At 63.5% G+C, this 23,541-nt stretch carries 23 protein-coding genes; 12 read left to right on the top strand and 11 right to left on the bottom strand.

Translation table 11 applies throughout. The features are described from left to right. Positions 1-23: 23 nt before the first annotated feature. Entirely contained in the window at positions 24-3,962 is a 3,939-nt protein-coding gene (locus tag ACLBKS_RS11340; protein WP_410192911.1) for a DUF3683 domain-containing protein, read from the bottom strand. 248 nt (positions 3,963-4,210) lie between these two features. On the opposite strand from ACLBKS_RS11340, the gene ugpB reads away from it, so the two are divergent. The 6 genes from ugpB to ugpQ all read left to right on the top strand — a co-directional run bounded on the left by ugpB (position 4,211) and on the right by ugpQ (position 10,781). Continuing rightward, complete coding sequence (ugpB, locus tag ACLBKS_RS11335; RefSeq protein ID WP_410192910.1) at positions 4,211-5,563, top strand: sn-glycerol-3-phosphate ABC transporter substrate-binding protein UgpB; 1,353 nt, start codon at positions 4,211-4,213, stop codon at positions 5,561-5,563. A gap of 73 nt (positions 5,564-5,636) precedes the next feature. Beyond that, positions 5,637-7,100, top strand: coding sequence for a cryptochrome/photolyase family protein (locus ACLBKS_RS11330; protein ID WP_410192909.1), 1,464 nt, complete (start codon positions 5,637-5,639; stop codon positions 7,098-7,100). Positions 7,101-7,182: 82 nt separating this feature from the next. Then, the gene (ugpA, locus tag ACLBKS_RS11325) at positions 7,183-8,064 is read left to right on the top strand and encodes a sn-glycerol-3-phosphate ABC transporter permease UgpA (RefSeq protein ID WP_410192908.1); all 882 of its coding nucleotides are present in this window, start codon (positions 7,183-7,185) and stop codon (positions 8,062-8,064) included. Between the two features lies 1 nt (position 8,065). After that, positions 8,066-8,917, top strand: coding sequence for a sn-glycerol-3-phosphate ABC transporter permease UgpE (ugpE, locus tag ACLBKS_RS11320; RefSeq protein ID WP_410192907.1), 852 nt, complete (start codon positions 8,066-8,068; stop codon positions 8,915-8,917). 2 nt (positions 8,918-8,919) lie between these two features. Further along, on the top strand, positions 8,920-9,948 hold the full coding sequence (locus tag ACLBKS_RS11315; protein ID WP_410192906.1) for a sn-glycerol-3-phosphate import ATP-binding protein UgpC: 1,029 nt from the start codon (positions 8,920-8,922) through the stop codon (positions 9,946-9,948). A 29-nt stretch (positions 9,949-9,977) separates the two neighbouring features. Further along, on the top strand, positions 9,978-10,781 hold the full coding sequence (ugpQ, locus tag ACLBKS_RS11310; protein WP_410192905.1) for a glycerophosphodiester phosphodiesterase: 804 nt from the start codon (positions 9,978-9,980) through the stop codon (positions 10,779-10,781). A 64-nt stretch (positions 10,782-10,845) separates the two neighbouring features. Here ugpQ and ACLBKS_RS11305 read toward each other — a convergent pair whose 3' ends face one another. The 6 genes from ACLBKS_RS11305 to ACLBKS_RS11280 form a co-directional block, all read right to left on the bottom strand. Beyond that, entirely contained in the window at positions 10,846-12,135 is a 1,290-nt protein-coding gene (locus ACLBKS_RS11305) for an RNA polymerase sigma factor (protein ID WP_410192904.1), read from the bottom strand. 7 nt (positions 12,136-12,142) lie between these two features. Further along, positions 12,143-12,559: a VOC family protein gene (locus tag ACLBKS_RS11300; RefSeq protein ID WP_410192903.1), complete on the bottom strand. Its 417-nt coding sequence runs from the start codon at positions 12,557-12,559 to the stop codon at positions 12,143-12,145. 23 nt (positions 12,560-12,582) lie between these two features. Then, entirely contained in the window at positions 12,583-13,005 is a 423-nt protein-coding gene (locus ACLBKS_RS11295) for a YciI family protein (protein WP_410192902.1), read from the bottom strand. A gap of 85 nt (positions 13,006-13,090) precedes the next feature. Next, a complete protein-coding gene (locus ACLBKS_RS11290; RefSeq protein ID WP_410192901.1) occupies positions 13,091-13,645 on the bottom strand; it encodes an SRPBCC family protein in 555 nt (184 codons plus the stop codon). A gap of 100 nt (positions 13,646-13,745) precedes the next feature. Continuing rightward, complete coding sequence (locus ACLBKS_RS11285; protein ID WP_410192900.1) at positions 13,746-14,105, bottom strand: YciI family protein; 360 nt, start codon at positions 14,103-14,105, stop codon at positions 13,746-13,748. A 32-nt stretch (positions 14,106-14,137) separates the two neighbouring features. Then, the gene (locus ACLBKS_RS11280; RefSeq protein ID WP_410192899.1) at positions 14,138-14,431 is read right to left on the bottom strand and encodes a hypothetical protein; all 294 of its coding nucleotides are present in this window, start codon (positions 14,429-14,431) and stop codon (positions 14,138-14,140) included. A gap of 78 nt (positions 14,432-14,509) precedes the next feature. On the opposite strand from ACLBKS_RS11280, the gene hemA reads away from it, so the two are divergent. The 5 genes from hemA to bfr (ACLBKS_RS11255) all read left to right on the top strand — a co-directional run bounded on the left by hemA (position 14,510) and on the right by bfr (ACLBKS_RS11255) (position 19,038). Beyond that, positions 14,510-15,796, top strand: coding sequence for a glutamyl-tRNA reductase (gene hemA / locus ACLBKS_RS11275; protein WP_410192898.1), 1,287 nt, complete (start codon positions 14,510-14,512; stop codon positions 15,794-15,796). Between the two features lie 3 nt (positions 15,797-15,799). Further along, positions 15,800-16,909, top strand: a complete 1,110-nt coding sequence (prfA, locus tag ACLBKS_RS11270; RefSeq protein ID WP_410192897.1) for a peptide chain release factor 1 — start codon at positions 15,800-15,802, stop codon at positions 16,907-16,909. Positions 16,910-17,008: 99 nt separating this feature from the next. Next, positions 17,009-17,860, top strand: coding sequence for a peptide chain release factor N(5)-glutamine methyltransferase (prmC, locus tag ACLBKS_RS11265; RefSeq protein ID WP_410192896.1), 852 nt, complete (start codon positions 17,009-17,011; stop codon positions 17,858-17,860). A gap of 189 nt (positions 17,861-18,049) precedes the next feature. Continuing rightward, positions 18,050-18,547: a bacterioferritin gene (bfr, locus tag ACLBKS_RS11260; protein ID WP_410192895.1), complete on the top strand. Its 498-nt coding sequence runs from the start codon at positions 18,050-18,052 to the stop codon at positions 18,545-18,547. Positions 18,548-18,558: 11 nt separating this feature from the next. Continuing rightward, on the top strand, positions 18,559-19,038 hold the full coding sequence (gene bfr, locus ACLBKS_RS11255) for a bacterioferritin (protein ID WP_410192894.1): 480 nt from the start codon (positions 18,559-18,561) through the stop codon (positions 19,036-19,038). Between the two features lie 109 nt (positions 19,039-19,147). Here bfr (ACLBKS_RS11255) and ACLBKS_RS11250 read toward each other — a convergent pair whose 3' ends face one another. Continuing rightward, on the bottom strand, positions 19,148-19,387 hold the full coding sequence (locus ACLBKS_RS11250) for a bacterioferritin-associated ferredoxin (RefSeq protein WP_410193044.1): 240 nt from the start codon (positions 19,385-19,387) through the stop codon (positions 19,148-19,150). A 234-nt stretch (positions 19,388-19,621) separates the two neighbouring features. Between ACLBKS_RS11250 and rpoH the strand changes: the two genes are divergently transcribed. Then, positions 19,622-20,602 (top strand): RNA polymerase sigma factor RpoH, encoded by a 981-nt coding sequence (rpoH, locus tag ACLBKS_RS11245; protein ID WP_410192893.1) that lies wholly within the window; start codon positions 19,622-19,624, stop codon positions 20,600-20,602. A gap of 221 nt (positions 20,603-20,823) precedes the next feature. Here rpoH and ACLBKS_RS11240 read toward each other — a convergent pair whose 3' ends face one another. The 3 genes from ACLBKS_RS11240 to ACLBKS_RS11230 are packed head-to-tail and all read right to left on the bottom strand — an operon-like array spanning position 20,824 to position 23,539. After that, positions 20,824-21,417, bottom strand: a complete 594-nt coding sequence (locus tag ACLBKS_RS11240; RefSeq protein WP_410192892.1) for an SCO family protein — start codon at positions 21,415-21,417, stop codon at positions 20,824-20,826. Positions 21,418-21,425: 8 nt separating this feature from the next. After that, positions 21,426-22,325 carry a heme o synthase gene (cyoE, locus tag ACLBKS_RS11235; RefSeq protein WP_410192891.1) on the bottom strand — a complete coding sequence of 300 codons (900 nt, stop codon included), beginning with the start codon at positions 22,323-22,325 and terminating at the stop codon, positions 21,426-21,428. Continuing rightward, complete coding sequence (locus tag ACLBKS_RS11230) at positions 22,322-23,539, bottom strand: COX15/CtaA family protein (protein ID WP_410192890.1); 1,218 nt, start codon at positions 23,537-23,539, stop codon at positions 22,322-22,324. The genes cyoE and ACLBKS_RS11230 overlap by 4 nt, the downstream gene beginning before the upstream one ends. Positions 23,540-23,541 lie beyond the last annotated feature (2 nt).

The following is a 23,541-nucleotide window of genomic DNA, read 5'->3' as shown; positions in this document are numbered from 1 at the left end:
GGTCTCCTCCTAACTTGCGTGCGTCAGACCAGCACGCGTTCGATGCCGCCCGCGTTGGCCGCGGCGACGTACTTGGGCATCCAGTCCTCGCCGAGGATCTTGCGCGCCATCTCGACCACGATGTAGTCGGCTTCCAGCAAGCCGTTGTGCAGGTCGTTGCCATAGCGGTTCAGGCCTTGCAGGCAGCTCGGGCAGCTCGTCAGGATCTTCAGATCATCCGTGGCGCCCACCAAGCCCGTCTCGCGCAGCGCGGCCTCGCCCTTCTTGATTTCTTCTTCCTTGCGGAAGCGCACTTGGGTCGAAATGTCAGGCCGAGTGACGCCAAAGGTTCCGCTCTCCCCGCAGCAGCGCTCGCTCTTGACCACGTTCGCGCCGACCAGGGCCTTGACGGTCTTCATCGGTTCCTGCTGCTTGAGCGGCGTGTGGCAGGGGTCGTGGTACAGGTAAGCGCCATCGCCCTCAAGCTTGAGCCCCTTTTCGAGCAGGAACTCATGGATGTCGATGATGCGGCATCCGGGGAAGATGTCCTCGAACTTGTAGCCCTGGAGCTGGTCGTAGCAGGTGCCGCAGCTCACGACCACGGTCTTGATGTCCAGGTAGTTCAGGGTGTTGGCCACGCGGTGGAAGAGCACGCGGTTGTCCGTGATCATCTTCTCGGCCTTGTCGAACTGCCCGCTGCCGCGCTGCGGGTAGCCGCAGCAGAGGTAGCCTGGGGGCAGCACCGTCTGCACGCCAGCGTGCCACAGCATGGCCTGCGTCGCCAAGCCCACCTGGGAAAACAGCCGTTCCGAGCCGCAGCCCGGGAAATAGAACACGGCCTCGGTCTCCGCCGTCGTCCTGGCGGCGTCGCGGATGATGGGCACGTAGTTTTTGTCTTCGATGTCCAGCAGCGCGCGCGCGGTCTTCTTGGGCAGGCCGCCCGGCAGCTTCTTGTTGATGAAGTGGATCACCTGCTCCTTGACCGGCGGCATGCCCACCGTGGCGGCAGGCTTGGCGGTTTGCGCGCGGGTGAGCCGACGTAGCAGGTCGTTGGCCAGACGCTGGGCCTTGAAGCCCACGCCGACCATGGCGCTGCGCATCAGCTTGATGGTGTCCGGATTGGTCGCGTTCAGGAAGAACATGGCCGCCGCATTGCCGGGGCGGAAACGCTTCTTGCCCATCTTGCGCAGCAGGTTGCGCATGTTCATGGTCACGTCGCCGAAGTCGATCTTGACCGGGCAGGGCGACTCGCACTTGTGGCAGACCGTGCAATGGTCGGCCACGTCCTCGAACTCCTGCCAGTGCTTGATGCTGACGCCGCGGCGGGTCTGTTCTTCGTAGAGGAAGGCCTCGACCAGCAACGAGGTGGCGAGGATCTTGTTGCGCGGCGAGTACAGCAGGTTGGCGCGCGGCACATGGGTCGCGCAGACCGGCTTGCACTTGCCGCAGCGCAGGCAGTCCTTGATGCTGTCACTGATGGCGCCGATATCGCTCTGCTGCATGATCAGCGATTCATGCCCCATCAGGCCGAAGCTGGGCGTGTAGGCCTGGCTCAGGTCGGCGGCATGCATGTCTTCGTCATCCTGCGCGACCGGCAGATGCCGCAGCAGCTTGCCCTTGTTGAAACGCCCCTGCGGATCGACCCGGGCCTTGTAATCGGCGAAAGGCTGCAGTTCCTCGTCGCTGAGGAATTCGAGCTTGGTGATGCCGATGCCGTGTTCGCCCGAGATCACGCCGTCCAGGCTGCGCGCCAGCTTCATGATGCGCGCCACGGCCTCGTGCGCGGTCTGCAGCATCTCGTAGTCGTCGCTGTTGACGGGAATGTTGGTGTGCACATTGCCGTCGCCTGCGTGCATGTGCAACGCCACCCAGACCCGGCCCTTGAGCACGCGCTTGTGAATGGCATTGCATTCGTCCAAAAGCGGCTGAAAGACCCCGCCTGTGAAAATAGCCTGCAAGGGCACTCGAACCTGCGTCTTCCAGCTGGCACGCAGTTCGTGGCTTTGCAGTTGCGGGAACAGGGTATCGATGCGCTGCAGCCAGTCCTGCCATTGCGCGCGCACGGAACGCACCAACGCCAGCGCCTGGCTGGCACGCTCGGGCAGCAGCTCCGCCGCCGAGACTTCGCTGCCATCGTCCGCGGCCTGCTTGCCAGCCTTGAGCAGGGTGGTCAGGTCGGGGCGCTGGAAAAAGGCGTCCAGTTCGTCGGCCAGCTTGAGCTTGTTGCGCAAGCTCAGCTCGATGTTGATGCGCTCGATGCCGTCGGTGTACTCGGCCATGCGCGGCAGCGGAATCACCACGTCCTCGTTGATCTTGAAGGCGTTGGTGTGCTTGCTGATCGCCGCCGTGCGCTTGCGGTCGGCCCAGAACTTCTTGCGGGCCTCGGGACTGATGGCGGTGAAGCCCTCCCCGCTGCGCGAATTGGCCATGCGCACGACCTCGCTGGCAGCGCGCGCCACCTGGTCGGGGTCGTCGCCGACGATGTCACCGATCAGCACCATCTTGGGCAGCCCCCCGCGCTTGCTCTTGGTGGCGTAACCCACGGCCTTCAGGTAGCGGTCGTCCAGGTGCTCCAGGCCAGCGAGCAGGGTGCCGCTGCGCTTCTGTTCGGCGAACATGAAGTCCTTGATCTCGACGATGCTGGGCACCGCGTCCTTGGCATGACCGAAGAACTCCAGGCAAACGGTACGGGTGTGCTCGGGCATGCGGTGCACCACCCAGCGCGCGCTGGTGATCAGACCGTCACATCCTTCCTTCTGCACGCCCGGCAGGCCGCTCAGGAATTTGTCCGTCACGTCCTTGCCCAGGCCTTCCTTGCGGAAACGCGGGCCCGGGATGTCCAGCCGCTCGGTGCGGCGCAGCTTCTTGCCCGAGGCGTCGAAATACTTCAATTCGAAGCTGGCCACGTCGGCGTCGTGGATCTTGCCCAGGTTGTGGCCAACGCGCGTCACCTCCAGCCACTCGGCCTCGGGCGTGACCATGCGCCAGCTCGCCAGGTTGTCCAGCGCCGTGCCCCAGAGCACGGCCTTCTTGCCACCCGCGTTCATGGCGATGTTGCCGCCCACGCAGGAAGCTTCGGCACTGGTCGGGTCCACTGCGAAGACAAAACCGCCGCGTTCGGCCGCGTCAGCCACGCGCTGCGTCACCACGCCCGCCTCGGTCCAGACGGTCGGGACTGGTTGGTCCAGCCCCGGCAGCAAAACCATCTCAACCTCGGTCATCGCCTCGAGCTTCTCGGTGTTGATGACCGCGCTCTTCCAAGTCAGCGGGATGGCGCCACCGGTGTAGCCCGTGCCGCCGCCACGCGGCACGATGGTCAGGCCCAGCTCGATGCAGCCGCGCACCAGGCCAGCCATCTCTTCCTCGCTGTCCGGCGTGAGCACGACAAAGGGATATTCCACGCGCCAGTCGGTCGCGTCGGTCACGTGCGACACGCGGGACAGCCCGTCGAACTTCACGTTGTCGCGGGCCGTCAAGCGGCACAGCACACGCTGCGCCTTGCGACGCAGGCTCTCGACCTCGCGGAAACTCTGATCAAAGGCTTCCACCGCGGCGCGCGCGGCGTTCAGCAGCTCGCCCACCAGGGCATCCCGTTTGGCGTCGAAGACGGGTGCGCTTGCGTCTTGCGTCGCCGTGGCAGTCACCGACCGGCGGCGCTTTTCCACCTCGCCCAGCCGGTGGTGCAAGGCCTCGACCAACTGGGCACGCCGCTTGGGGTTGTCCAGCAGGTCATCCTGCAAATAGGGGTTGCGCTGCACCACCCAAATGTCGCCCAGCACTTCGTACAGCATGCGGGCGGATCGACCCGTGCGGCGCTCTTCGCGCAGCTGGTTCAACACCTCCCAAGCCCGCGCGCCGAGCAGACGCTGGACAATCTCGCGGTCGGAGTAGGAGGTGTAGTTGTACGGAATTTCGCGGATGCGCTCGTGATCGTGCGCGCGGACAGCGTCCGCTACGGCGTTTGGCAAGGTCGGTGCGTTCATGGAAACCTGAAATTTCAGCCCGAAGTTTGCCTGGGAGCAGGTACCAACACGTAAGGCCAACACCGGCTGAAACTGGATGTTACCCCAGCGCCCCTCGACGAGCCTGGACTTGGGCTGAACGACCCTGGGCGCATCCACCCTATGGAAATCCCGGAGCGCGAGGGCGCCGTCATGCAGGCTTAATCCGTTTGTCACAATTGCGTTTTACGCTGCGCGACTTACGCAACCCTTCCTAGGATTGATCCCACATGAAAACAAACTCGTTTGCTCACACCCTGGCTCGCCGCCCGCTCAGCACGTTGGCGCTGACCGTCGTCTCCGCGCTTTCGGCCCTGAGTTTCGCGCCCGCGGCCAAGGCCCAGACCGAAATCCAGTGGTGGCACTCGATGACGGCCGTCAACAACGAATGGGTCAATGACCTGGCCAAGCAGTTCAACGAAAGCCAGAAGGAGTACAAGATCACTCCGGTCTTCAAGGGCACCTACGACGAGTCCATGACCGCCGCGATCGCCGCCTTCCGCGCCGGCAACGCGCCGCACATCCTGCAGGTGTTCGAGGTGGGCACCGCGACCATGATGGCCAGCAAGGGCGCCGTGGTGCCCGTGGGCAAGGTGATGGCCGACGCGGGCTTCAAGTTCGACCCCAGCGCCTACGTTCCCGCCGTGGCCGGTTATTACACGGCCCCCAACGGCCAGATGCTGAGCTTCCCCTTCAACAGCTCGACGACCATCTTCTATTACAACAAGGACGCCTTCAAGGCCGCTGGCCTGAACCCGGACAAGGCCCCGACCACCTGGCCGGAAGTCGTGGCTGCCGCCACCAAGCTCAAAGACAGCGGCCACAAGTGCGCCTTCACGCCGGCATGGCAGGGCTGGACCCAGCTCGAGAGCTTCTCGGCCTGGCACAACGTGGAGTTCGCAACCCAGCAAAACGGCCTGGGCGGCCTGGACGCCCGCATGAAGATCAACTCGCCGCTGCATGTGCGCCACATCGAGACCCTGGCCAAGATGGCCAAGGACGGCAGCATGGCGTACAAGGGTCGTGGCAACAAGGCGGAGGCGAGCTTCGTCTCTGGCGAGTGCGCGATGATCACCACGTCCTCGGGCTTCTACGGCAACGTGTCCAAGAACGCCAAGTTCGCCTACGGTCTGAGCACCCTGCCCTACTACCCGGACGTCCAGGGCGCGCCGCAAAATACCGTGATCGGTGGCGCCAGCCTGTGGGTCATGAGTGGCAAGAAGGCCGAGGAATACAAGGGCGTGGCCACGTTCTTCAACTTCATCTCGACGCCTGAAGTGCAATCCGCCAGCCACAAGCGCACTGGCTACCTGCCCGTCACGACGGCCGCCTACAAGCTGACCGAAGCCTCGGGCTTCTACAAGCAGAACCCTGGCACCGACGTGGCCGTGACGCAGATGATCCGCAAGGTGACCGACAAGAGCCGCGGCATCCGCCTGGGCAACTACGTTCAGATCCGCACCATCGAGGACGAAGAACTCGAACAAGTCTGGGCTGGCACCAAGACCCCCAAGGACGCGCTGGACAGCATCGTTGCCCGTGGCAACGAACTGCTGGAGCGCTTCGAGAAGGCGAACAAGTAAACCTCGCCCTCCCTCAGCGATCACCGCCATCCCGCCTTGGGATGGCGGTTTTTCTTTACAGTTCCTCCCCACCATGACGGCTCTGGTCTGGCTGCGCAACGATCTGCGGCTGCATGACAACCCAGCCCTGCACGCCGCCGCCGAATTGCGGCAAGGCGTGGTCGCGGTTTATGTGCATTGCGATGCCTATGTGACGCGCTTTCCCATCGCGCCGGCGCGGCTGGATTTCGCGCGCCGCCACTTGCACCTACTGACGTCGGAACTGCCACGCCATCACATCGCCCTTCGGGTCTTGGGCGTGGCGCGGGCGAGCGAGATCGCCCCGGCCCTGGCCCGTCTGGCGCAGGAGCATGGCATCAGCCATTGCTTCTTCAACGCCGAATACCCGCTTGACGAGTTGAACCGCGATCAGCAGGTGAACCAGTTGCTGCGCGCGCAAGGCGTGACGGTCAAGCGTTGCCACGACCGGGTGGTCATCCCCCCAGGCAAGGTGCGCAACGAAGCGGGCTCGCCCTACAAGGTCTTCACACCCTACAAGCGCAAATGGCTGCAACTCGCCAGCCTGCTCCAACTGCGTCCGCTGGAGGCACCCGCGCATCAAGCGGCGCTGCCCTGCCCGTCCGCCAGCGCGCAAGACATCGACCGCTTGTTCGGCGGCCACGACTTGCGAAACCTTGAGGCGCTCTGGCCTGCCGGTGAAGCCGTGGCAAATGCTCGGCTGCAACGCTTCATCGCACAGGATCTCGACAGCTACCAGACACAACGCGACCTGCCCGCCGTGGCGGGCACCTCCGGCCTGTCGCCCTACCTGGCCATTGGCGCGCTGTCGCCGCGACAGGCCCTCGCGGCGGTGCTGGCGCGCACCGGCGGGGACTGGAATGCCAACGCGGGCGTGAGCACCTGGATCAGCGAACTGATCTGGCGTGAGTTCTACCAACACTTGGTGGTGGACTATCCCCAGGTCTGCATGCACCGCGCCATGCAGGTCCACACCGAGGCCTTCCCGTGGCGTCATGACGCCAATGACTTCGCGCGCTGGTGCGAAGGCCGCACCGGCATCCCCATCATCGACGCCGCCATGCGCCAATTGAACGCCACGGGCTGGATGCACAACCGCCTGCGCATGCTGGTGGCCATGTTCCTCACCAAAAACCTGCAAATCGACTGGCGCTGGGGCGAGCGGTATTTCATGGAGAACCTGATCGACGGGGACTTCGCAGCCAACAACGGCGGCTGGCAATGGAGCGCGTCCACGGGTACCGATGCGGCGCCCTATTTCCGCATCTTCAACCCGATCACCCAATCACAGCGTTTCGACCCGCAAGGCCGGTTCATCCGTGAGTGGGTGCCGGAGCTGGCGGGCTTGAGCGACAAGGCCATCCATGCGCCCCACCTCGCGGCGTCCGGCCCGCCCCCCGGTTATCCGGCACCGATGGTGGACCTGGGTGCCAGCCGCAAGGCCACCATTGCCCTGTTCGCCAGTCTGGGACGGACATCAACAGGCGAGCCGGACGAGGCAGACGACGCCCCCCGCTGACCAGCGGCCCGCCCCCCACCATCCCGGTTAGACTCCAGCCCCTATTCCCGCCGCACGCCGCGGCGGCTACACAGATCAACGCATGGAAAAACGCGTCCTCTTCCGCTCTCGCTGGTTACCTTGGGCCTTGCTGCTGCCGCAGTTGCTCATCATCAGCGTGTTCTTCTTCTGGCCCGCCGCCCAGGCCCTGTTGCAATCGTTCCAACAGCAGGACACCTTCGGCATGTCCACCGAATGGGTCGGACTTGAAAACTTCGAACGGCTGTTCAACGATCCGGGCTACCTGGCCTCGTTCAAGACCACGGCCTACTTCTCGGTGCTGGTCGCCGTGATTGGCTTGTCGCTGGCGCTGCTGATGGCCGTGTTCGCGGACCGGATCGTGCGCGGCGTGATGGTCTACCGCACCCTGCTCATCATGCCTTACGCCGTCGCGCCAGCCGTGGCTGCGGTGATGTGGGTCTTCATGTTCTCGCCCTCGATTGGCCCCGTGGCCTGGGCGCTGGAGCAGATCGGCATTCCTTGGAACCACTTGCTCAAAGGTGAGCACGCCATGGCGCTGATCGTGGCCGCGGCGATCTGGAAGCAGTTTTCCTACAACTTCCTCTTCTTCGTCGCTGGCTTGCAAAGCATCCCGAAATCGCTGATCGAGGCGGCCGCCATCGACGGCGCTGGCCCCTGGCGACGTTTCTGGACCATTCAGTTCCCGCTGCTGTCGCCGACCACCTTCTTCCTGCTGGTGATGAACGTGGTCTACGCCTTCTTCGACACCTTCGCCATCGTCGACGCCGCCACCAACGGCGGTCCGGGCAAGGAAACCTCCATCCTGGTCTACAAGGTCTATTACGACGGCTTCAAGGCCATGGACCTGGGCAGCTCCGCCGCGCAGTCGGTGGTGCTCATGGGCATCGTGATCGCGCTCACGGTGATCCAGTTCCGTTATGTCGAGCGCAAGGTGAATTACTGACATGGTTGAACGCCGTCTCACCCTGGGCATCCTGGCGCACGTGGTCTTGTGCCTGGGCGTCGTCTTGATCGTCTTTCCGGTCTACCTGGCCTTCGTGGCCTCCACCCACACCTCGCAAGAGATCGTGCAGGCGCCCATGCCCATCCTGCCGGGCGACAACTTCTGGGCCAGCTACAAGGCCGCTCTGCTGGGCGAAGGCGCCGGTGGCGGCTCGCAAGCGGCCGTAGGCCGCATGATGTGGGTCAGCCTGATGAGCGCCCTCATCATCACCATCGGCAAGATCGCGATCTCTCTGCTGTCGGCCTTCGCCATCGTGTACTTCCGCTTTCCCTTCAAGATGGCCTGCTTCTGGGCCATCTTCATCACGCTGATGTTGCCGGTGGAAGTGCGCATCGGTCCGACCTACCAAGTGGTGGCCGACCTGAACTTGCTCAACGGCTACGCGGGTCTCACGGTTCCGCTGATCGCCTCGGCGACCGCGACCTTCCTGTTCCGGCAGTTCTTCCTGACCGTGCCTGATGAATTGGTGGAAGCCGCGCGCATGGACGGCGCCGGGCCCATGCGCTTCTTCAAGGACGTGCTGGTGCCGCTGTCGGCCACCAGCATCGCGGCCCTGTTCGTGATCCAGTTCATCTACGGCTGGAACCAGTACCTCTGGCCGCTGCTGGTCACGACCAAGGAAGACATGTACCCGGTGGTCATCGGCATCAAGCGCATGCTCGCGGGCGGCGACGCGGCCAATGACTGGAACGTGGTCATGGCCACGGCCATCCTGGCGATGCTGCCGCCGGTGCTGGTGGTCATATTGATGCAGAAATGGTTCGTCAAGGGCCTTGTGGATACGGAGAAATGAACATGGCGGCCATCTCGCTGCGCAACCTCGTCAAACGCTACCCCTCGACCGTGAAGGGCCAGAAGGGCAACCAGGTCATCCACGGCGTCAACGCCGAGATCACCGACGGTGAATTCATCGTGATCGTCGGCCCCTCGGGCTGCGGCAAGTCCACGCTGCTGCGCATGGTCGCGGGCCTGGAAGAAATTTCCGATGGCACCATTTCCATCGGCGAACGTGTCGTGAACAATCTGGAGCCCGCCGAACGCGACATCGCCATGGTGTTCCAGAACTACGCGCTTTACCCGCACATGAGCGTGTACGACAACATGGCCTACGGCCTGAAGATCGCTAAAGTGCCCAAGGACGAGATCAAGGTCCGCGTGGACAAGGCCGCGGCCATTCTGGAACTGGGCCATCTGCTGGACCGCAAACCCCGCCAGCTTTCGGGCGGCCAGCGCCAGCGCGTGGCCATGGGGCGCGCCATCGTGCGCCAACCCCAGGTCTTCCTGTTCGACGAGCCGCTGTCCAACCTGGACGCCAAGCTGCGCGCCCAGACCCGCCTGGAGATCCAAAAGCTACACCGCGAGCTGGGCATCACCAGCCTCTTCGTGACGCACGACCAGGTCGAGGCCATGACGCTCGCCCAACGCATGATCGTGATGAACGCGGGCGTGATGGAACAGTTCGGCACGCCCCAAGAGGTCTACCATCGCCCGGCCTCGACCTTCGTCGCCAGCTTCATCGGCTCGCCGCCCATGAACCTGTTGAAGAGCGCACCGGGCGTGAAGGTCGGCACCATCCTCGGCGTGCGCCCCGAACATCTGCGCATCGCCAGCGGTGGTGAAGGTTGGTCGGCGCGGCTCGAAACCCAGGAATTGCTCGGCGCGGAACGCCTGCTCTACACCCGCGTGGGCGAGGAACAGGTCATCGTGCGCGTCGACGAAAGCCAGGTCACACCCACGCCGTACACCAACGGCGCGACCGTGCACCTGACCTTCGCGCCCGAGCACGTCCACCAGTTCGACGCTACCAGCGGCAAGCGCCTCTGATCGATCACGGACTCACGCACGACAACGCCATGTCCACCTCCTCCGGCAACACCCAAGCCTGGCCCTACCCGCGCTGGATCGCCCACCGAGGCGCCGGCAAGCTGGCGCCTGAGAACACCCTGGCCGCCTTCCGCCTCGGCGCGTCGCACGGCTACCGCATGTTCGAGTGCGACGTGAAGCTTTCGGCCGACGGCGTGCCCTTCCTGATGCACGACGCGACCCTCGAGCGCACGACCGACGGGCCGATCAAGCTGCGCGCAAGCGCTGACGGGCGATCGGGCGACAGCGTGAGCATGGTGGGCGGCGAACACCCTTGGAGCGCGCTGTCGCGCCTGGATGCCGGCCGCTGGCACAGCCCGGCCTACGCAGGCGAGCCCTTGCCCAGCTTCGAGGCCATCGCCAGCTACTGTCTGACCAATCAGTTCTTCCTGAACATCGAGATCAAGCCCACTCCCGACACCGAGGAAGAAACTGGCCGGGTCGTGGCCGAACATGCGGCGCGCTTGTGGCAAGGTCAGAAGGTGCCGCCTTTCCTGACCTCCTTCCGTCCCGAAGCACTCGCCGCCGCCAAGGCCGCGCGCCCCGAACTGCCGCGCGGTCTGCTGATCGACACGCTGTGGGACGGCTGGCTCGCCACCGCCCAGGCCCTGGGCTGCGCGGCCGTGGTCTGCAACCACAAGCTGGCCGACGCGTCCTACATGGATCAGTTGCGGCAGGCTGGACTTCGCGCCCTGTGCTACACGGTGAACGACGAAGCCCAGGTGCAACGTTTGCTGGCCCTGGGCATGGACGGCATCATCACGGACCGGGTTGATCTGTTCAAACCGAGCTGAGCGGCTGGCTGCGGTCGCTGGCGCAGCCTGAACCACTCACGCACGGCACACGACACTTAGACCGTCACTGCGCCTCGGTCGGCAGGGCCGCCACGCGTTCCAGCAGCAGCTCTCGTTCGCGTGCGTTGCCCGTCAGGGCCACGGCCCGCATCAGTTCGGCACGCGCCTCGGCGTACCGCCCCAGCTTCATCAGCAGGTCGGCGCGCACGCTGGGCAACCACTGGTAGTGGCGCAAGGCGGGCGCATCCAACAAGGCATCGACGATGTCCAGCCCCGCCTGCGGTCCTTGGGCCATGCCCACGGCCACCGCGCGGTTGAGTTCCACGACAGGTGACGGCCGCACCTGGGCGAGCAAGGCGTACAGCTCCGCGATGCGCACCCAATCGGTGGCTTGCGGCGTGGCCGCGCGCGCATGACAGGCCGCGATGGCCGCCTGCAAGACATAGGGGCCGGGCCAGGCGGCACCTTCATTCAAGGCCTCCGCACGGGCCAAGGCCGCCAGGCCACGTCGTATCAGCAGGTGGTCCCAACGCGCTCGGTCCTGGTCCTGCAAAAGAATGGGGCGCCCCTCGCGATCAGTGCGTGCCGCGAGCCTGGACGACTGCAGTTCCAGCAGCGCGGCCAGCCCCTGTGCTTCCGGCTCGCGCGGCACCAGCTCGGCCAGCATGCGGGCCAGCCGCAAGGCCTCTTGCGTCAACGCGGGCCGCATCCAATCTTCGCCCGCGGTGGCGGTGTAGCCCTCGTTGAACACGAGGTAGATCACCTCCAGCACCGAGGCCAGCCGGGGCGCCAGCTCGGCGCCACGCGGCACTTCGTAGGGCACCCGGGCATCCGCCAAGGTTCGCTTGGCGCGCACGATGCGCTGGGCAATGGTGGGTTCGGTTGCGAGGAAGGCCCGGGCGATCTCGTGCGTCGTCAATCCGCCCAGCAGCCGCAGCGTGAGCGCGACCCGAGCCTCAGCCGACAGAACCGGATGGCAGGCCGTGAAGATCAAGCGCAGCAAGTCGTCGCCGATGTCGTCCTGCCGCGCGGCGTCCAAGGCATCCACGAAGTCGGGCACGACCAGGGCCTCCTGGGCCTCCAGGTCGGCCCCCAGCTGCTGCAGCTTGTCATCGCGCATCTTGCCGTGGCGCAGATGGTCGAGCGCCCGGCGCTTGGCCGTCGTGGTCAGCCAAGCACCCGGCTTGTCCGGGATGCCCTCGCGCGGCCAATGCTCCAGCGCGGCGACCAAGGCGTCCTGAGCCAGTTCCTCGGCCACCCCGAGGTCACGCACCAGACGCGCGACCACGGCGACGATTCGGGCCGACTCGATGCGCCAGACCGCGGCGATCGCCTGATGGGTGGCCGAATGCATCCGTGCTTCAGTTGGGTGGACCGTCCACCGCCGCAGGGTCCATCCATACCGGCTCCCAGATGTGGCCATCCGGGTCGCAGAAGGCATGCGCGTACATGAAGCCATGGTCTTCCGGATCGCGCGCGCTGCGGCCACCGTGGGCCAGGGCCTTGCGCACCAGTTCGTCCACTTCGGCCCGGCTCTCGCAGGACAAGGCCACCAACACCTCGGTGCTCTGACGGGCATCGGCGATGGTGGTGCCACGCAGGAAGCTTTGGAAGAAGGGCTTGACCAGCAACATCACGAAGATGTCCTCGGACACCACCATGCAGGCGCCCTGCTCGTTGGTGAATTGCGGGTTGAAGTCGAACCCCAGGGCTCGGAAGAAGGCCTGGGAGCGGGCCATGTCTTCGATCGGCAGATTGACAAATATCTTGCGGCTCATGGTGGTGCTCCTGGTGATTTTCGTCACATGTCGATCTTGCGGAACCGCTCGGCCGTGGTCTCGGACAACAGGCCGTCGAAGTCTTCCATCTCGAAGAGCTGGCGCACCTCGACATGGCAGGGCACGCCCTCGTTGATCGGGTTGGGGAAGCGGCGGGTCCATTCCAGCGCCTCCTCGCGGCTGCGGGTTTGGATCAGCGTGTAGCCCGCGATCAGTTCCTTGCTCTCGGTGAAGGGGCCATCGACCACGGTCCGCTTGCCGTCGGCGCCGTAGTGAACTCGCCAGCCCTTGCTGCTGGGCTGTAGACCGGACCCGTCGAGCAGCACACCGGCCTGGGCCAGTTCCTCGTGGTAGGCCGCCATGGCGGCGAAGACGGGTTCGGGATTGTCGGGAAAACGACCCGCCTCGGAATCGGCGGTGGCCTTGACGATGATCATGAAACGCATGGGAAGCTCCTTTCTTGACGGTTCATTCCAACGACGAAAGACGCGGAACGAAATCGACAGCGGGTGCAAAAAACATGCGCCGGATTCAGGAACGTTCGGCCAGCGTCTTCAGATCAGCCAGCCCGGTCTCGAAATCGGCGCCCACCATCCGGTCCATGTCGATGAAGACATGCATGACCTTGGCCATCAGCGGCAGCGGGCCCACGCCCTCCATGGCCCAGATCACCTCGGTGACGCCCTCACCCCGGGCCTGGAGCGTGAAGGTCACGCGATTGTGCGCCTCGAAGGGTTCGTGCATGTCCAGGGACATCACCACCCGGTGAGGTGCGCTGGACTCGAGGATCACGATGCTGCCGCGTCCCACGGTGCGGGCATCTCCCTCGAAATCGAGCCCCGCGCCGGGGCCGGCAGCCGGACCTCGATAACGGGTGATCATGCCGGGATCCTTCTTCATATAGGGGTTCCAGACATTGAACTGGCGCAGGTCGTTGATCAGCGGATGAATCCGATCGGCCCCCACCTGGATGCGTAGACTGCGCTGGACCTGGAAACTGTCGGGTTGGCGCGAGGCGTAAAACAACACAGCGGCCACGGCCAGCGCGAGCACGGCGGCAATGACCAGCAGCGATTTGACGATCATGAAGCGACTCCTGGAAACGGGCCGGACATCGGCCCTGATCCCACGACGAAGGAGCGCCCCGCAGATCGACACAGCCCCTAAAAAAAAGGCCTCCCCACTGTCAAAGAAAACAGGGGCCGAATTCGCGCACTTCGATGGTCGCCCACTCGGCTGCCGGACAAGCCCGGGCGATGTCCACCGCTTGTTCGCGGTTCGCGCAGTCGAGCAGGAAATAGCCGCCCACCATTTCCTTGGCTTCGGCAAAGGGTCCGTCCAAGACCTGGACCGTGCCATTCCCGGAAACACGACCGACGCGGGTGGCCGTTCGCTGAGAAGCCAGGGACTCCGCGCCGCGCAGCAGGCCGCGGGCTTGCAACTCGGTTGCGTAATGCTGCATGCGCTCGTAAAGCAAGCGGCCTTCGGCCTCGCTTCGGGCCTCTCGTTGCCCGATGGGCTCCAGGATCAACAGCATGTAGTGCATGAGTTACACCAGGTTGGGTGATCGAATGAAATTCAGGCGGTGCGCCAGCCACGCAACAGCACCCATTGCAAGGTGCCCGCGCCCACGACCAAGGCCGCATACGAGGCCATCTGGCCGTCGTGCCCGAACTGCCAGAAACACGCCGCCAGCACGGTCAAGCCCAGCAGCCACTGGGCCAGCATCTGCCCCCACCAAGGCAGCAGGGCCGCGCGGCGTCCCAACAGCAGGCGCCCCAGCAGCGGCAGCAACAAGGCCAATGCAGCCGCTGGCGCGGCGAAATTGAGCCCATGCCAGAGTAGGAGAGAGGATGAATCAGAGGGGTTCATGGTGGACAGCGGTCGGAAGCTGCCGCAAATTTTATAATTCAGGCCTCTCGCGACTCGCATTCACACAAGAACCGTTCCATGGCCGTCTGGGCTCTCGGCATCAACCACACGACCGCGCCGCTGGATCTGCGCGGTCGCTTTGCTTTTGCCCCCGAGCAACTGCCCCCAACCCTGGACAATCTGCGCGAGGCTTTGCGTACCGCGCCACAGGGCCGACTCGCGGAAGCAGCCATCCTGTCCACCTGCAACCGGACTGAGATTTATTGCGCCAGCGAGGAGGCCGACATCACGCCCACCTTGCAGTGGCTGGCGCACAGCGGCGGCATTTCCCCGGACGAGCTGCGCAGTCACACCTACATGCTGCAGGGGGACGAAGCAGCGCGCCACGCTTTTCGCGTGGCCAGCGGCTTGGACTCGATGGTGCTGGGTGAAGCCCAGATTCTGGGCCAGATGAAGGACGCGGTACGTGCCGCGGAAGAGGCCGGCGCTCTGGGTCAAACTCTGAACCAGCTCTTCCAGCGCAGCTTCGCCGTGGCCAAGGAGGTGCGCAGTTCGACCGAAATTGGCGCGCACAGCATCAGCATGGCGGCAGCCGCCGTGCGGCTGGCAGGCAATCTTTTCGAGGATCTGAGGCAGATCCGCATCCTGTTCGTCGGCGCGGGCGAGATGATCGAACTCGCAGCGACTCACTTCGCAGCCAAGAACCCCTTGTCCATCGCCATCGCCAACCGAACCTTGGAGCGCGGCGAAGCCCTGGCCACGCGCTTCGGTGGCGAAGCCATGCGCCTGGCCGACTTGCCGGCGCGGCTGCACGAGTTCGACGCCGTCATCTCCTGCACCGCCAGCACCCTGCCGCTGATCGGCCTGGGCGCGGTTGAACGGGCGCTCAAGCAGCGCAAGCACCGTCCCATGTTCATGGTGGATTTGGCGGTGCCGCGTGACATTGAACCGGAGGTGGGCGAGTTGAGCGACGTCTACCTCTACACCGTGGACGATCTGGCGACCGTGGTGCAAGCAGGACAAGCCCAGCGCCAGGCCGCCGTGGCGCAAGCGGAGGCCATCATCGACACCGGTGTGCGCAATTTCATGCACTGGATGGACCAGCGCGATCCCGCCAATGGCGTGGTCTCGCTCATCCAGCAGCTCAACGCACAGGCGGAGCACTGGCGCGCCACCGAACTGGCCCGCGCGCGCAAGCTCATGGCCAAAGGCGAAAACACGGACGCCGTGCTTGAAGCGCTGGCGCGCGGCCTGACGCAAAAAATGCTGCATGGCGCGCTGGCAGAGCTAAACACCGGCGACAGCGCGGAACGCGAGCGCGCGGCTCAAACCATCCAACGCATTTTCCTGCGCAAAGAGCGGTAACCATTGAAAGACTTCCTGCGCCAGCAGCTGGAGCGGTATGCCCAGCGCCTCGATGAATTGAATTTTTTGCTCAGCCGCGAGGACATCATGGCCGACATGAAGCAGTTCCTCGCTCTGTCGCGTGAGCACAACGAGGTGACTGCTGTCGCGGGACGCTATGCCCAGTACCGGCAGCGCGAAACGGATTTGGTCAACGCACGCGAGATGCTGGTCGAACCGGACATGGCGGACATCGCGCAAGAGGAAATCACCACGGCCACCGCCGACCTGGCACAGCTGGAAGACGAGCTGCAACGCCTGCTGCTGCCCAAGGACCCGGATGACGGTCGCAATGCCTTTCTCGAAATCCGCGCGGGCACGGGCGGGGACGAGTCAGCCCTGTTCGCGGCCGACCTGCTGCGCATGTACACACGCTACGCCGACCAGCGCGGCTGGAAGACGGAAATCATGAGCGAGTCGCCCAGCGAACTGGGTGGCTACAAGGAAGTCGTGCTGCGCATCGATGGCAACAACGCCGAATCCCCTTCGGGCATCGGCGTCTATGGCGAGCTGCGCTTTGAGTCGGGTGGTCACCGGGTACAGCGTGTGCCCGCCACGGAGACCCAGGGTCGCATCCACACCAGCGCCTGCACGGTGGCTGTGCTGCCCGAACCCGACGAGCAGGAAGCCGTGCAGATCAATCCTGCCGAGCTGCGCATCGACACCTTTCGCGCCAGCGGGGCCGGCGGCCAGCACATCAACAAGACCGACTCGGCCGTGCGCATCACCCACCTTCCCACCGGCATCGTCGCCGAATGCCAGGACGATCGAAGTCAGCACCGCAACAAGGCCAGGGCCCTGCAAGTGCTTGCCGCGCGCATCCAGGAAAAGGAACGCAGCGAGCGCGCCGCCAAGGATGCAGCAACTCGCCGTGGATTGATCGGCAGCGGTGACCGCAGCGACCGCATCCGCACCTACAACTTTCCCCAAGGCCGCCTGACGGACCACCGCATCAACTTGACGCTCTACAAGCTCAGCCTGGTGATGGAAGGTGCGCTGGATGACGTGGTGATGGCTTTGCGGCATGCGCGCGAAGCCGAGCAGCTGGCTGAACTCGAAGTCGCTCAGCACTGAACCAACGCCCACCTGATGTGCCCGGGGCGTACCAACTGGGTACAGACGATTTGCCCCACATTCACGGGTACTTTACGTCCCAGGGTTCTAATAGGCGTCATGCAGATACAACAAGCCATCAACACCGCTTGTTCCTCCTTGGGCCTGGATCGGCGTGACGCGCAACTGCTGCTCCTGCACGCGCTCGACAGGCCCCTGGTGGACCGCGCTTGGCTGATCGCGCATGACACGGACGCGCTGGCCACCACGGCCGAGTTGCGGTACATCGAACTGGCACGGCGGCGCGCTTCCGGCACGCCGCTGCCTTACTTGACGGGCAAGATCGAATTTCACGGCATGCCGCTTCAGGTGGATGGACGCGTGCTGATCCCTCGGCCCGACACGGAAACCCTGGTCGATTGGGCCCTCGAATGCCTGCCTGACACCAACCCCAGCGATGGCCGTCCTCGTCAGATCATGGATCTGGGCACGGGCAGCGGTGCCGTGGCCCTGGCCCTGGCCCGATTCCTTGTGCAGACCGGGCGCAGCGGCGACGTCCACGCCCTGGACGTCAGCCCCGATGCGCTGGCCTTGGCCCAGGCCAATGCCGAGCGCCTGGACCTGCGGGTGCAGTTCATGCTGGGCGCTTGGCTGACCGGCATCACGGCACGGTATGACCTCATTGTGTCCAACCCGCCCTACATCGCCGAGGGGGACCCGCACCTTGCTGCCCTGGGACACGAACCGCGACTGGCCCTGATTTCAGGTCCCGATGGCTTGGATGCCATCCGCACCATCATTCGACAAGCGCCAGACAACCTCCGCGAGGGAGGATGGCTCTTGCTGGAGCATGGCTGGGACCAAGCACTGGCGGTACGCGAGTTGCTTGCACGCGCGGGTTTGGTAGAGGTGCAATCGCGCCGTGATCTCGCTGGCATCGAGCGCTGCAGCGGGGGCCGCTGGCCAGGCTGAGACCGGACAACTGCAACTTGAGCGGGCACGCCCGACTGGGGCGTTCGGTGCACGCCGAATTTGACGACTTCGGATCGCATCAATTGAGTCTGGTTTTCAATCCGAATGCGATTTCCTAAGACCTTGGTTTTGCATTTAAGCCATACCGCATGAGAATCGCGCATCCCATTTGCGCATCGGAGGCTTGTCATGCAGGGCAAACAACAAATCATCAACACCCTCAACGAGCTGCTCGCCGGCGAATTGACTGCGGTGGATCAGTACCTTCAGCACGGCGAGATGTATGCCGACATGGGCTTGCACCATTTGGCCACCCAAGCTCTTCATGAATCAGAACACGAGCGCCAGCACGCCCGCGCGCTGATCCAGCGCATCCTGTTCCTGGAGGGCACGCCCGATCTTTCCAAACGCCACGCGCTGAAAATTGGCGCCAATGTGCCGGAGATGCTCAAAGCCGATCTGGCCGTGGAATACAGCGTGACCGCGGATTTGAAGAAGGCGATCGCCATCGCGGAGCAAGCCCAGGATTACGTGACGCGTGAAATGCTGGTCGTCCAGCTCGACGATACCGAGATGGATCACGCTTACTGGCTGGAAAAGCAAATTCGACTGATCGACATGATCGGCCTGGCCAATTACCAGCAAAGCCAGATGGGTGACGCGAGCAGCGGCGCCGCCTCGACTTGAAGGATCCAACCATGCAAGGCAACAAGAAAGTCATCGACGTTCTGAACAAGGTGCTCAAGAACGAGCTCACCGCAATCAACCAGTATTTCCTGCACGCGCGCATGTTCCGCAACTGGGGGCTGGAAAAGCTCAACGACTACCAATACAAGCAGTCCATTCGGGTGATGAAGGAAGCTGACGAATTGATCGAACGCATCCTCTTCCTGGAAGGCCTGCCCAACTTGCAAGACTTGGGCAAGCTACAAATTGGTGAAAATCCAGTTGAATGTCTGCAAAGCGATCTGAAGTGTGAAACCGAAATCCAGCGCCCGCAGTTGTTGGCCGCCATCGCCTTGGCCGAACAGTGCGAGGACTACGTGAGCCGCGAATTGCTCGAAGATTTGCTGGAGCACTGCGAAGAAGCCATTGATTGGCTGGAAACGCAGCAACGCCTGATCAGCGACGTCACCTTGCCCAACTATCTGCAGACGCAGATGGGCGAATCATCCTGACGCATCCACTCCCCAATGACATAGGGGAGTTGCAACCCACGTTTGACTCGCCGAAGAACCAGGGCCGCTGACGCGGCCCTTTTTGCGGCCCATGAAGAGCAAGTGAGCCTTAGAGAGCAGCCATCCAAGTCACTGGCTGTTGTGCTCCGGGCATCTGCAAGGCCTGGCTCAGGTGCGCCAACTTGTGGCCAGGTCGGCACTGTGACCACAATGCGCGGGCACAGTCTTCGCATTTGCCGCATTGCGTAGCCACTCCCAGCTCCAGCTGGATGTCGTCAAACTCGGCCCCTGATCGCGCCGCATGGGCAATCGTGTGGTCGGAGACGCGGTGGCAAACACAGACAATCATGACATCCCATTCCAGAGGAACTGCACAGGCTCTTGAGGCCCAAATCATAACGTACACAAATGATAATGGTTTGTAATACCACCATAAACTGTGCGTCAAACAACCAAAGGCTGCCTTTTTCATGCATCTCAGCAGCTGGCTACCCTGCGAGGATTAGGGGCGGAACTTCCAACTTAGCACTCAATCGAAGAGAGTGCTAATATCTCCTGAACCGCTCTTGAAAGGAGTGCTGGAATGACCGCCATGACTGCTGTATCCACATCCTCGGCCCCCTCCGCCGCCGCGCTGGCTGTTGCCAGCCCGTGGGCCCTCGTGCCTCCCTTGGGTAATCTGGAGGCCTACATCACGGCGGTGAACCGTATGCCCATGCTGACGGCGGAGGAAGAGCAGGAGTACGCCCGCAAGTTCCGCGACAACAATGACTTGGAGGCCGCCAGTAAGCTGGTGCTGTCGCATCTGCGCCTGGTGGTTGCCACGGCTCGCCAGTACATGGGATACGGCTTGCCGCACGGCGACCTGATACAGGAAGGCAATGTAGGCCTGATGAAGGCTGTCAAGCGCTTTGACCCGGATCAGGGCGTGCGCCTGGTGAGCTACGCGCTGCACTGGATCAAGGCCGAGATTCACGAATACATCCTGAAAAACTGGCGCATGGTCAAGGTGGCGACCACCAAGGCGCAGCGCAAGCTTTTCTTCAACCTGCGCTCGAAAAAGCAGGGCTACAAGGCTGCTAGCGCGGCCGATTCCTCCCTGAACGATGGGTTGGAGTCGTCAACGCACCGCGAGACCCTGAGCGAACACGAAATCGACCAGATGGCGCGGGAGTTGAATGTCAAGCGTGAGGACGTCATCGAGATGGAAACCCGTCTGTCCGGTGGCGACGTGATGCTCGACCCCGGTCCGGGCGAGGACGGCGAGGACAGCTTCGGCCCGATTGCTTACTTGACCGACGCAGGCCATGAGCCGACCTCGATGATCGAGGCCCGCCAGCGCGACCGCCTTGCCACCGACGGCATTGCGAAGGCGCTGGACGCTCTAGACCCGCGCAGTCGACGCATCGTTGAAGAGCGCTGGCTGAAGGTCAATGACGACGCCTCGGGTGGCATGACGCTGCATGAGCTCGCAGCCGAGTACGGCGTGAGCGCCGAGCGAATCCGCCAGATCGAGGTGGCGGCGATGAAGAAAATGAAGACGGCTCTGGCAGAGTACGCCTGAGCCCGGGTCGCCAAGCTGCACCCCATTGACGTTGAGTCGAACCGCGCCGCTTGCCGCCCATCCTTTGAAAAAGCCCGGGCCTGCGCTCGGGCTTTTTTTCGTGCGCGCCAATGTCTTCAGGCACCCCATGGAATCTGGGCGATGCACGATGCGCTGCGTTGGGCTCCATCGAATCGATCTTCGGCGCCCCTCGCTGCCTAACTCCGCGAGGTGGGTCGCTCTTACTTCAGAAGTTGGCGGATATCGGCAGTCAAGGATTCCACGCTGCTGCCATAGCGGGCATAAAGGCGCAGGCGTCCTTGTGTGTCATAGAGGTACAAGCCAGCCGAGTGGTCCATGGTGTAACTTCCTGGCGCCTTGCCCTCGACCTTCTTGTAGTAAACCTTGTAATCCTTGGCCAGCGCGGCCAGTTGTTCCGGACTGCTGGCATACAGCGCGAGGAACGCCGGGTCGAAGGCCGCCATGTAATTCTTCATGATGGCGGGCGTATCGCGCTCTGGGTCCACCGTGACGAACAGCACTTGCAGCTTATCGCCCGCGTTCCCACCACCCGTGCTCAAGGCCTGCTTGACAGCGACCATTTCCGTCATCGTCGTGGGGCAGACATCAGGGCATTGCGTGTAGCCGAAGAACATGGCGACGACCTTGCCTTTGAAATCAGCCAGGGTGCGCGGCTGACCATTGTGGTCGGTCAAGGCGAAACCCTTGGCGTAGTCCGCGCCGGTGATGTCGATGGCATTGAATTGCGCCTGCTTCCCCTCAGAACAGGCGCCAAGGATCAGAACGGCGCCCAGCGCGCACAGCAGTTTTCTCATGGTGAATCTCACAACAGGTAATGGTCGAGCAGCAGCGCGGCGAAGAGTGCACTCAGGTGGATGAGCGAGAAGCGGAAGGTCTTGCGCGCCAGGGCATCGGAGTAGTCGCGCCACAGCTTGAAGGCATAAAGGAAAAAGCCCAGGCTCAGAACGCAGGCTGCCGCCAGATACAACCATGAGCTCATCCCGAACACAAAAGGCATCAGACAGGCTGCGAACAGCACCAGGGTGTACAGGAGGATCTGCAGGCGCGTGAACTCATTGCCATGTGTCACGGGCAGCATGGGCAAGCCGGACTGGCGGTAGTCCTCCACTCGGTACAAGGCCAGCGCCCAGAAGTGCGGTGGCGTCCAGAGAAAGATGATCAGGAAAAGGATCAGCGCCTCGGGTCCGACCTCCCCGGTCATCGCGGCCCAGCCCAAGACCGGCGGCATGGCGCCTGACGCGCCGCCAATCACGATGTTTTGTGGCGTCAGGGGCTTGAGAATCACGGTGTAGACCACTGCATAGCCTACGAAGGTGGCGAAAGTCAGCCACATTGTGAGCGGGTTGACCCAGACATAAAGCAGAACTGAACCCACCAAGCACAACAGCGCCGAGAACAGCAGGGTTTGCCAGTCAGCGAGCTCACCTTTGGCTGTTGGTCGCCACGCCGTGCGTTTCATCTTGGCGTCGATGCCTTGTTCCACCAGACAATTGAAAGCGGCTGCGGCCCCGGCCACCAACCAAATGCCCACGCAAGCCAAGATCATCAGGCGTAGCTCACCCCAATTCGGCAGCCCAGGCACGGCCAGCACCATGCCGATCAAAGCGCAAAAGACGATGAGTTGCACGACCCTGGGTTTGGTCAGGGCGTAAAACTGGCGAAAGATGGAGGGCGAACTCGGCGTCGCCACGGACGTGTTCATTCAGATTCCTTGGAGCGGATGCGGGGGAGGGAGGGCATGGAAGCCGACGCCATGCTCCAGACCAGCAGCACCAGCAGGGCAGCGGCGCCGCCGGTGTGCAACAGGGCCGCCAGCAGGGGCCAGCCCAGAACCACGTTCGACAGACCAGTCAAAAACTGCAGCGCCAACAATCCAGCCAGTGCCTGCCCCGTTCGGCGCCAGGCAGGCAACACCCAGAGCCGCCAAGCAAGCCAAGCCAGCAGGGCGATCACCACATAGGCGGCCAAGCGATGGGTGTAGTGGATCGCTGTCAACGCTGCGAAGGTGATGTGTTCGCCCGACCCGGTCAAACCCAGCGCCCGCCACACCTCGAAGCCTTGCGTGAAGTTCATGTCAGGCCATAGTCTGTCCTGACACAGGGGGAACTCGGTGCAAGCCAAAACTGCATAGTTGGTGCTGACCCATCCCCCAAGGGCAATCTGAACGACCAGCGCCACCAGCCCGAGAAACATCCAGATTCGCACGTTCCGCGGCATGGCAGCCGCCTTGGCACGCAGAACACCCTCGTCATGCCACTGCGCGTACCGCACCGCCTGCCAGCTCAGCAGGGCCAACAAGAACAAGGCTCCGAGCAGATGCAGGGTCACGATGGCGGGAAAAAGCTTCATCGTGACCGTCAGCGCACCGAACGCCCCCTGCACGCACACCCAGACCAGGGTCAAAGTGGCCCATCCGGGATGCAACGGCCCCGGCGCTGCGGCCGTCTCTCCATCTGAACCTTGTCCGCGCCGTCCGCGGAGATACACACGCCAAGTCGCCACAGCCAGCACCAGGATCAAGACCCCAACGCCGGTCGCCAGGTAGCGGTGAATCATCTCGACCCAGGCCTTGCCGTGGGTCACCGGCCCCGTGGGCATGACTTCCTGGGCTGCGCTGATCTGCGCGCGCGCGCCGAGCGGGCTGGCTTCACCGTAGCAGCCCGGCCAATCGGGGCAGCCCAGGCCGGAATCAGACAGGCGCGTGAAGGCTCCAAACAAGGTGAGGTCAAAGGTCAGGAACAGCGTCAGCAGCGTCAGGGCTTGCAAACGCTGCAAGGGGCCGGACTTTCCCTCGCGCCGGTGCCGCCGCCAGATCCAAATCAGCGGTAAGGCCGCGATCAGCAGACCCAAGCCCATCAGTTCAAGCACCGGGGCCCAGTCGTACAAAGCCGTGTGGGCAAAAGCATCGTGGTTCATCG

This window comes from Hylemonella sp. W303a (genome assembly GCF_046452315.1).
Lineage (GTDB): Bacteria > Pseudomonadota > Gammaproteobacteria > Burkholderiales > Burkholderiaceae_C > Hylemonella.
Note: the sequence above shows the minus strand (reverse complement) of the source record. Positions and strands in the feature narration are given on the sequence as shown.

What these genes read in the sequence shown, in the direction of transcription:
- ACLBKS_RS11340 (WP_410192911.1), bottom strand. Translation starts at nt 3,962, where the DNA reads ATGAACGCACCGACCTTGCCAAACGCCGTAGCGGACGCTGTCCGCGCG.
- ugpB (WP_410192910.1), top strand. Translation starts at nt 4,211, where the DNA reads ATGAAAACAAACTCGTTTGCTCACACCCTGGCTCGCCGCCCGCTCAGC.
- ACLBKS_RS11330 (WP_410192909.1), top strand. Translation starts at nt 5,637, where the DNA reads ATGACGGCTCTGGTCTGGCTGCGCAACGATCTGCGGCTGCATGACAAC.
- ugpA (WP_410192908.1), top strand. Translation starts at nt 7,183, where the DNA reads ATGGAAAAACGCGTCCTCTTCCGCTCTCGCTGGTTACCTTGGGCCTTG.
- ugpE (WP_410192907.1), top strand. Translation starts at nt 8,066, where the DNA reads ATGGTTGAACGCCGTCTCACCCTGGGCATCCTGGCGCACGTGGTCTTG.
- ACLBKS_RS11315 (WP_410192906.1), top strand. Translation starts at nt 8,920, where the DNA reads ATGGCGGCCATCTCGCTGCGCAACCTCGTCAAACGCTACCCCTCGACC.
- ugpQ (WP_410192905.1), top strand. Translation starts at nt 9,978, where the DNA reads ATGTCCACCTCCTCCGGCAACACCCAAGCCTGGCCCTACCCGCGCTGG.
- ACLBKS_RS11305 (WP_410192904.1), bottom strand. Translation starts at nt 12,135, where the DNA reads ATGCATTCGGCCACCCATCAGGCGATCGCCGCGGTCTGGCGCATCGAG.
- ACLBKS_RS11300 (WP_410192903.1), bottom strand. Translation starts at nt 12,559, where the DNA reads ATGAGCCGCAAGATATTTGTCAATCTGCCGATCGAAGACATGGCCCGC.
- ACLBKS_RS11295 (WP_410192902.1), bottom strand. Translation starts at nt 13,005, where the DNA reads ATGCGTTTCATGATCATCGTCAAGGCCACCGCCGATTCCGAGGCGGGT.
- ACLBKS_RS11290 (WP_410192901.1), bottom strand. Translation starts at nt 13,645, where the DNA reads ATGATCGTCAAATCGCTGCTGGTCATTGCCGCCGTGCTCGCGCTGGCC.
- ACLBKS_RS11285 (WP_410192900.1), bottom strand. Translation starts at nt 14,105, where the DNA reads ATGCACTACATGCTGTTGATCCTGGAGCCCATCGGGCAACGAGAGGCC.
- ACLBKS_RS11280 (WP_410192899.1), bottom strand. Translation starts at nt 14,431, where the DNA reads ATGAACCCCTCTGATTCATCCTCTCTCCTACTCTGGCATGGGCTCAAT.
- hemA (WP_410192898.1), top strand. Translation starts at nt 14,510, where the DNA reads ATGGCCGTCTGGGCTCTCGGCATCAACCACACGACCGCGCCGCTGGAT.
- prmC (WP_410192896.1), top strand. Translation starts at nt 17,009, where the DNA reads ATGCAGATACAACAAGCCATCAACACCGCTTGTTCCTCCTTGGGCCTG.
- bfr (WP_410192895.1), top strand. Translation starts at nt 18,050, where the DNA reads ATGCAGGGCAAACAACAAATCATCAACACCCTCAACGAGCTGCTCGCC.
- bfr (WP_410192894.1), top strand. Translation starts at nt 18,559, where the DNA reads ATGCAAGGCAACAAGAAAGTCATCGACGTTCTGAACAAGGTGCTCAAG.
- ACLBKS_RS11250 (WP_410193044.1), bottom strand. Translation starts at nt 19,387, where the DNA reads ATGATTGTCTGTGTTTGCCACCGCGTCTCCGACCACACGATTGCCCAT.
- rpoH (WP_410192893.1), top strand. Translation starts at nt 19,622, where the DNA reads ATGACCGCCATGACTGCTGTATCCACATCCTCGGCCCCCTCCGCCGCC.
- ACLBKS_RS11240 (WP_410192892.1), bottom strand. Translation starts at nt 21,417, where the DNA reads ATGAGAAAACTGCTGTGCGCGCTGGGCGCCGTTCTGATCCTTGGCGCC.
- cyoE (WP_410192891.1), bottom strand. Translation starts at nt 22,325, where the DNA reads ATGAACACGTCCGTGGCGACGCCGAGTTCGCCCTCCATCTTTCGCCAG.
- ACLBKS_RS11230 (WP_410192890.1), bottom strand. Translation starts at nt 23,539, where the DNA reads ATGAACCACGATGCTTTTGCCCACACGGCTTTGTACGACTGGGCCCCG.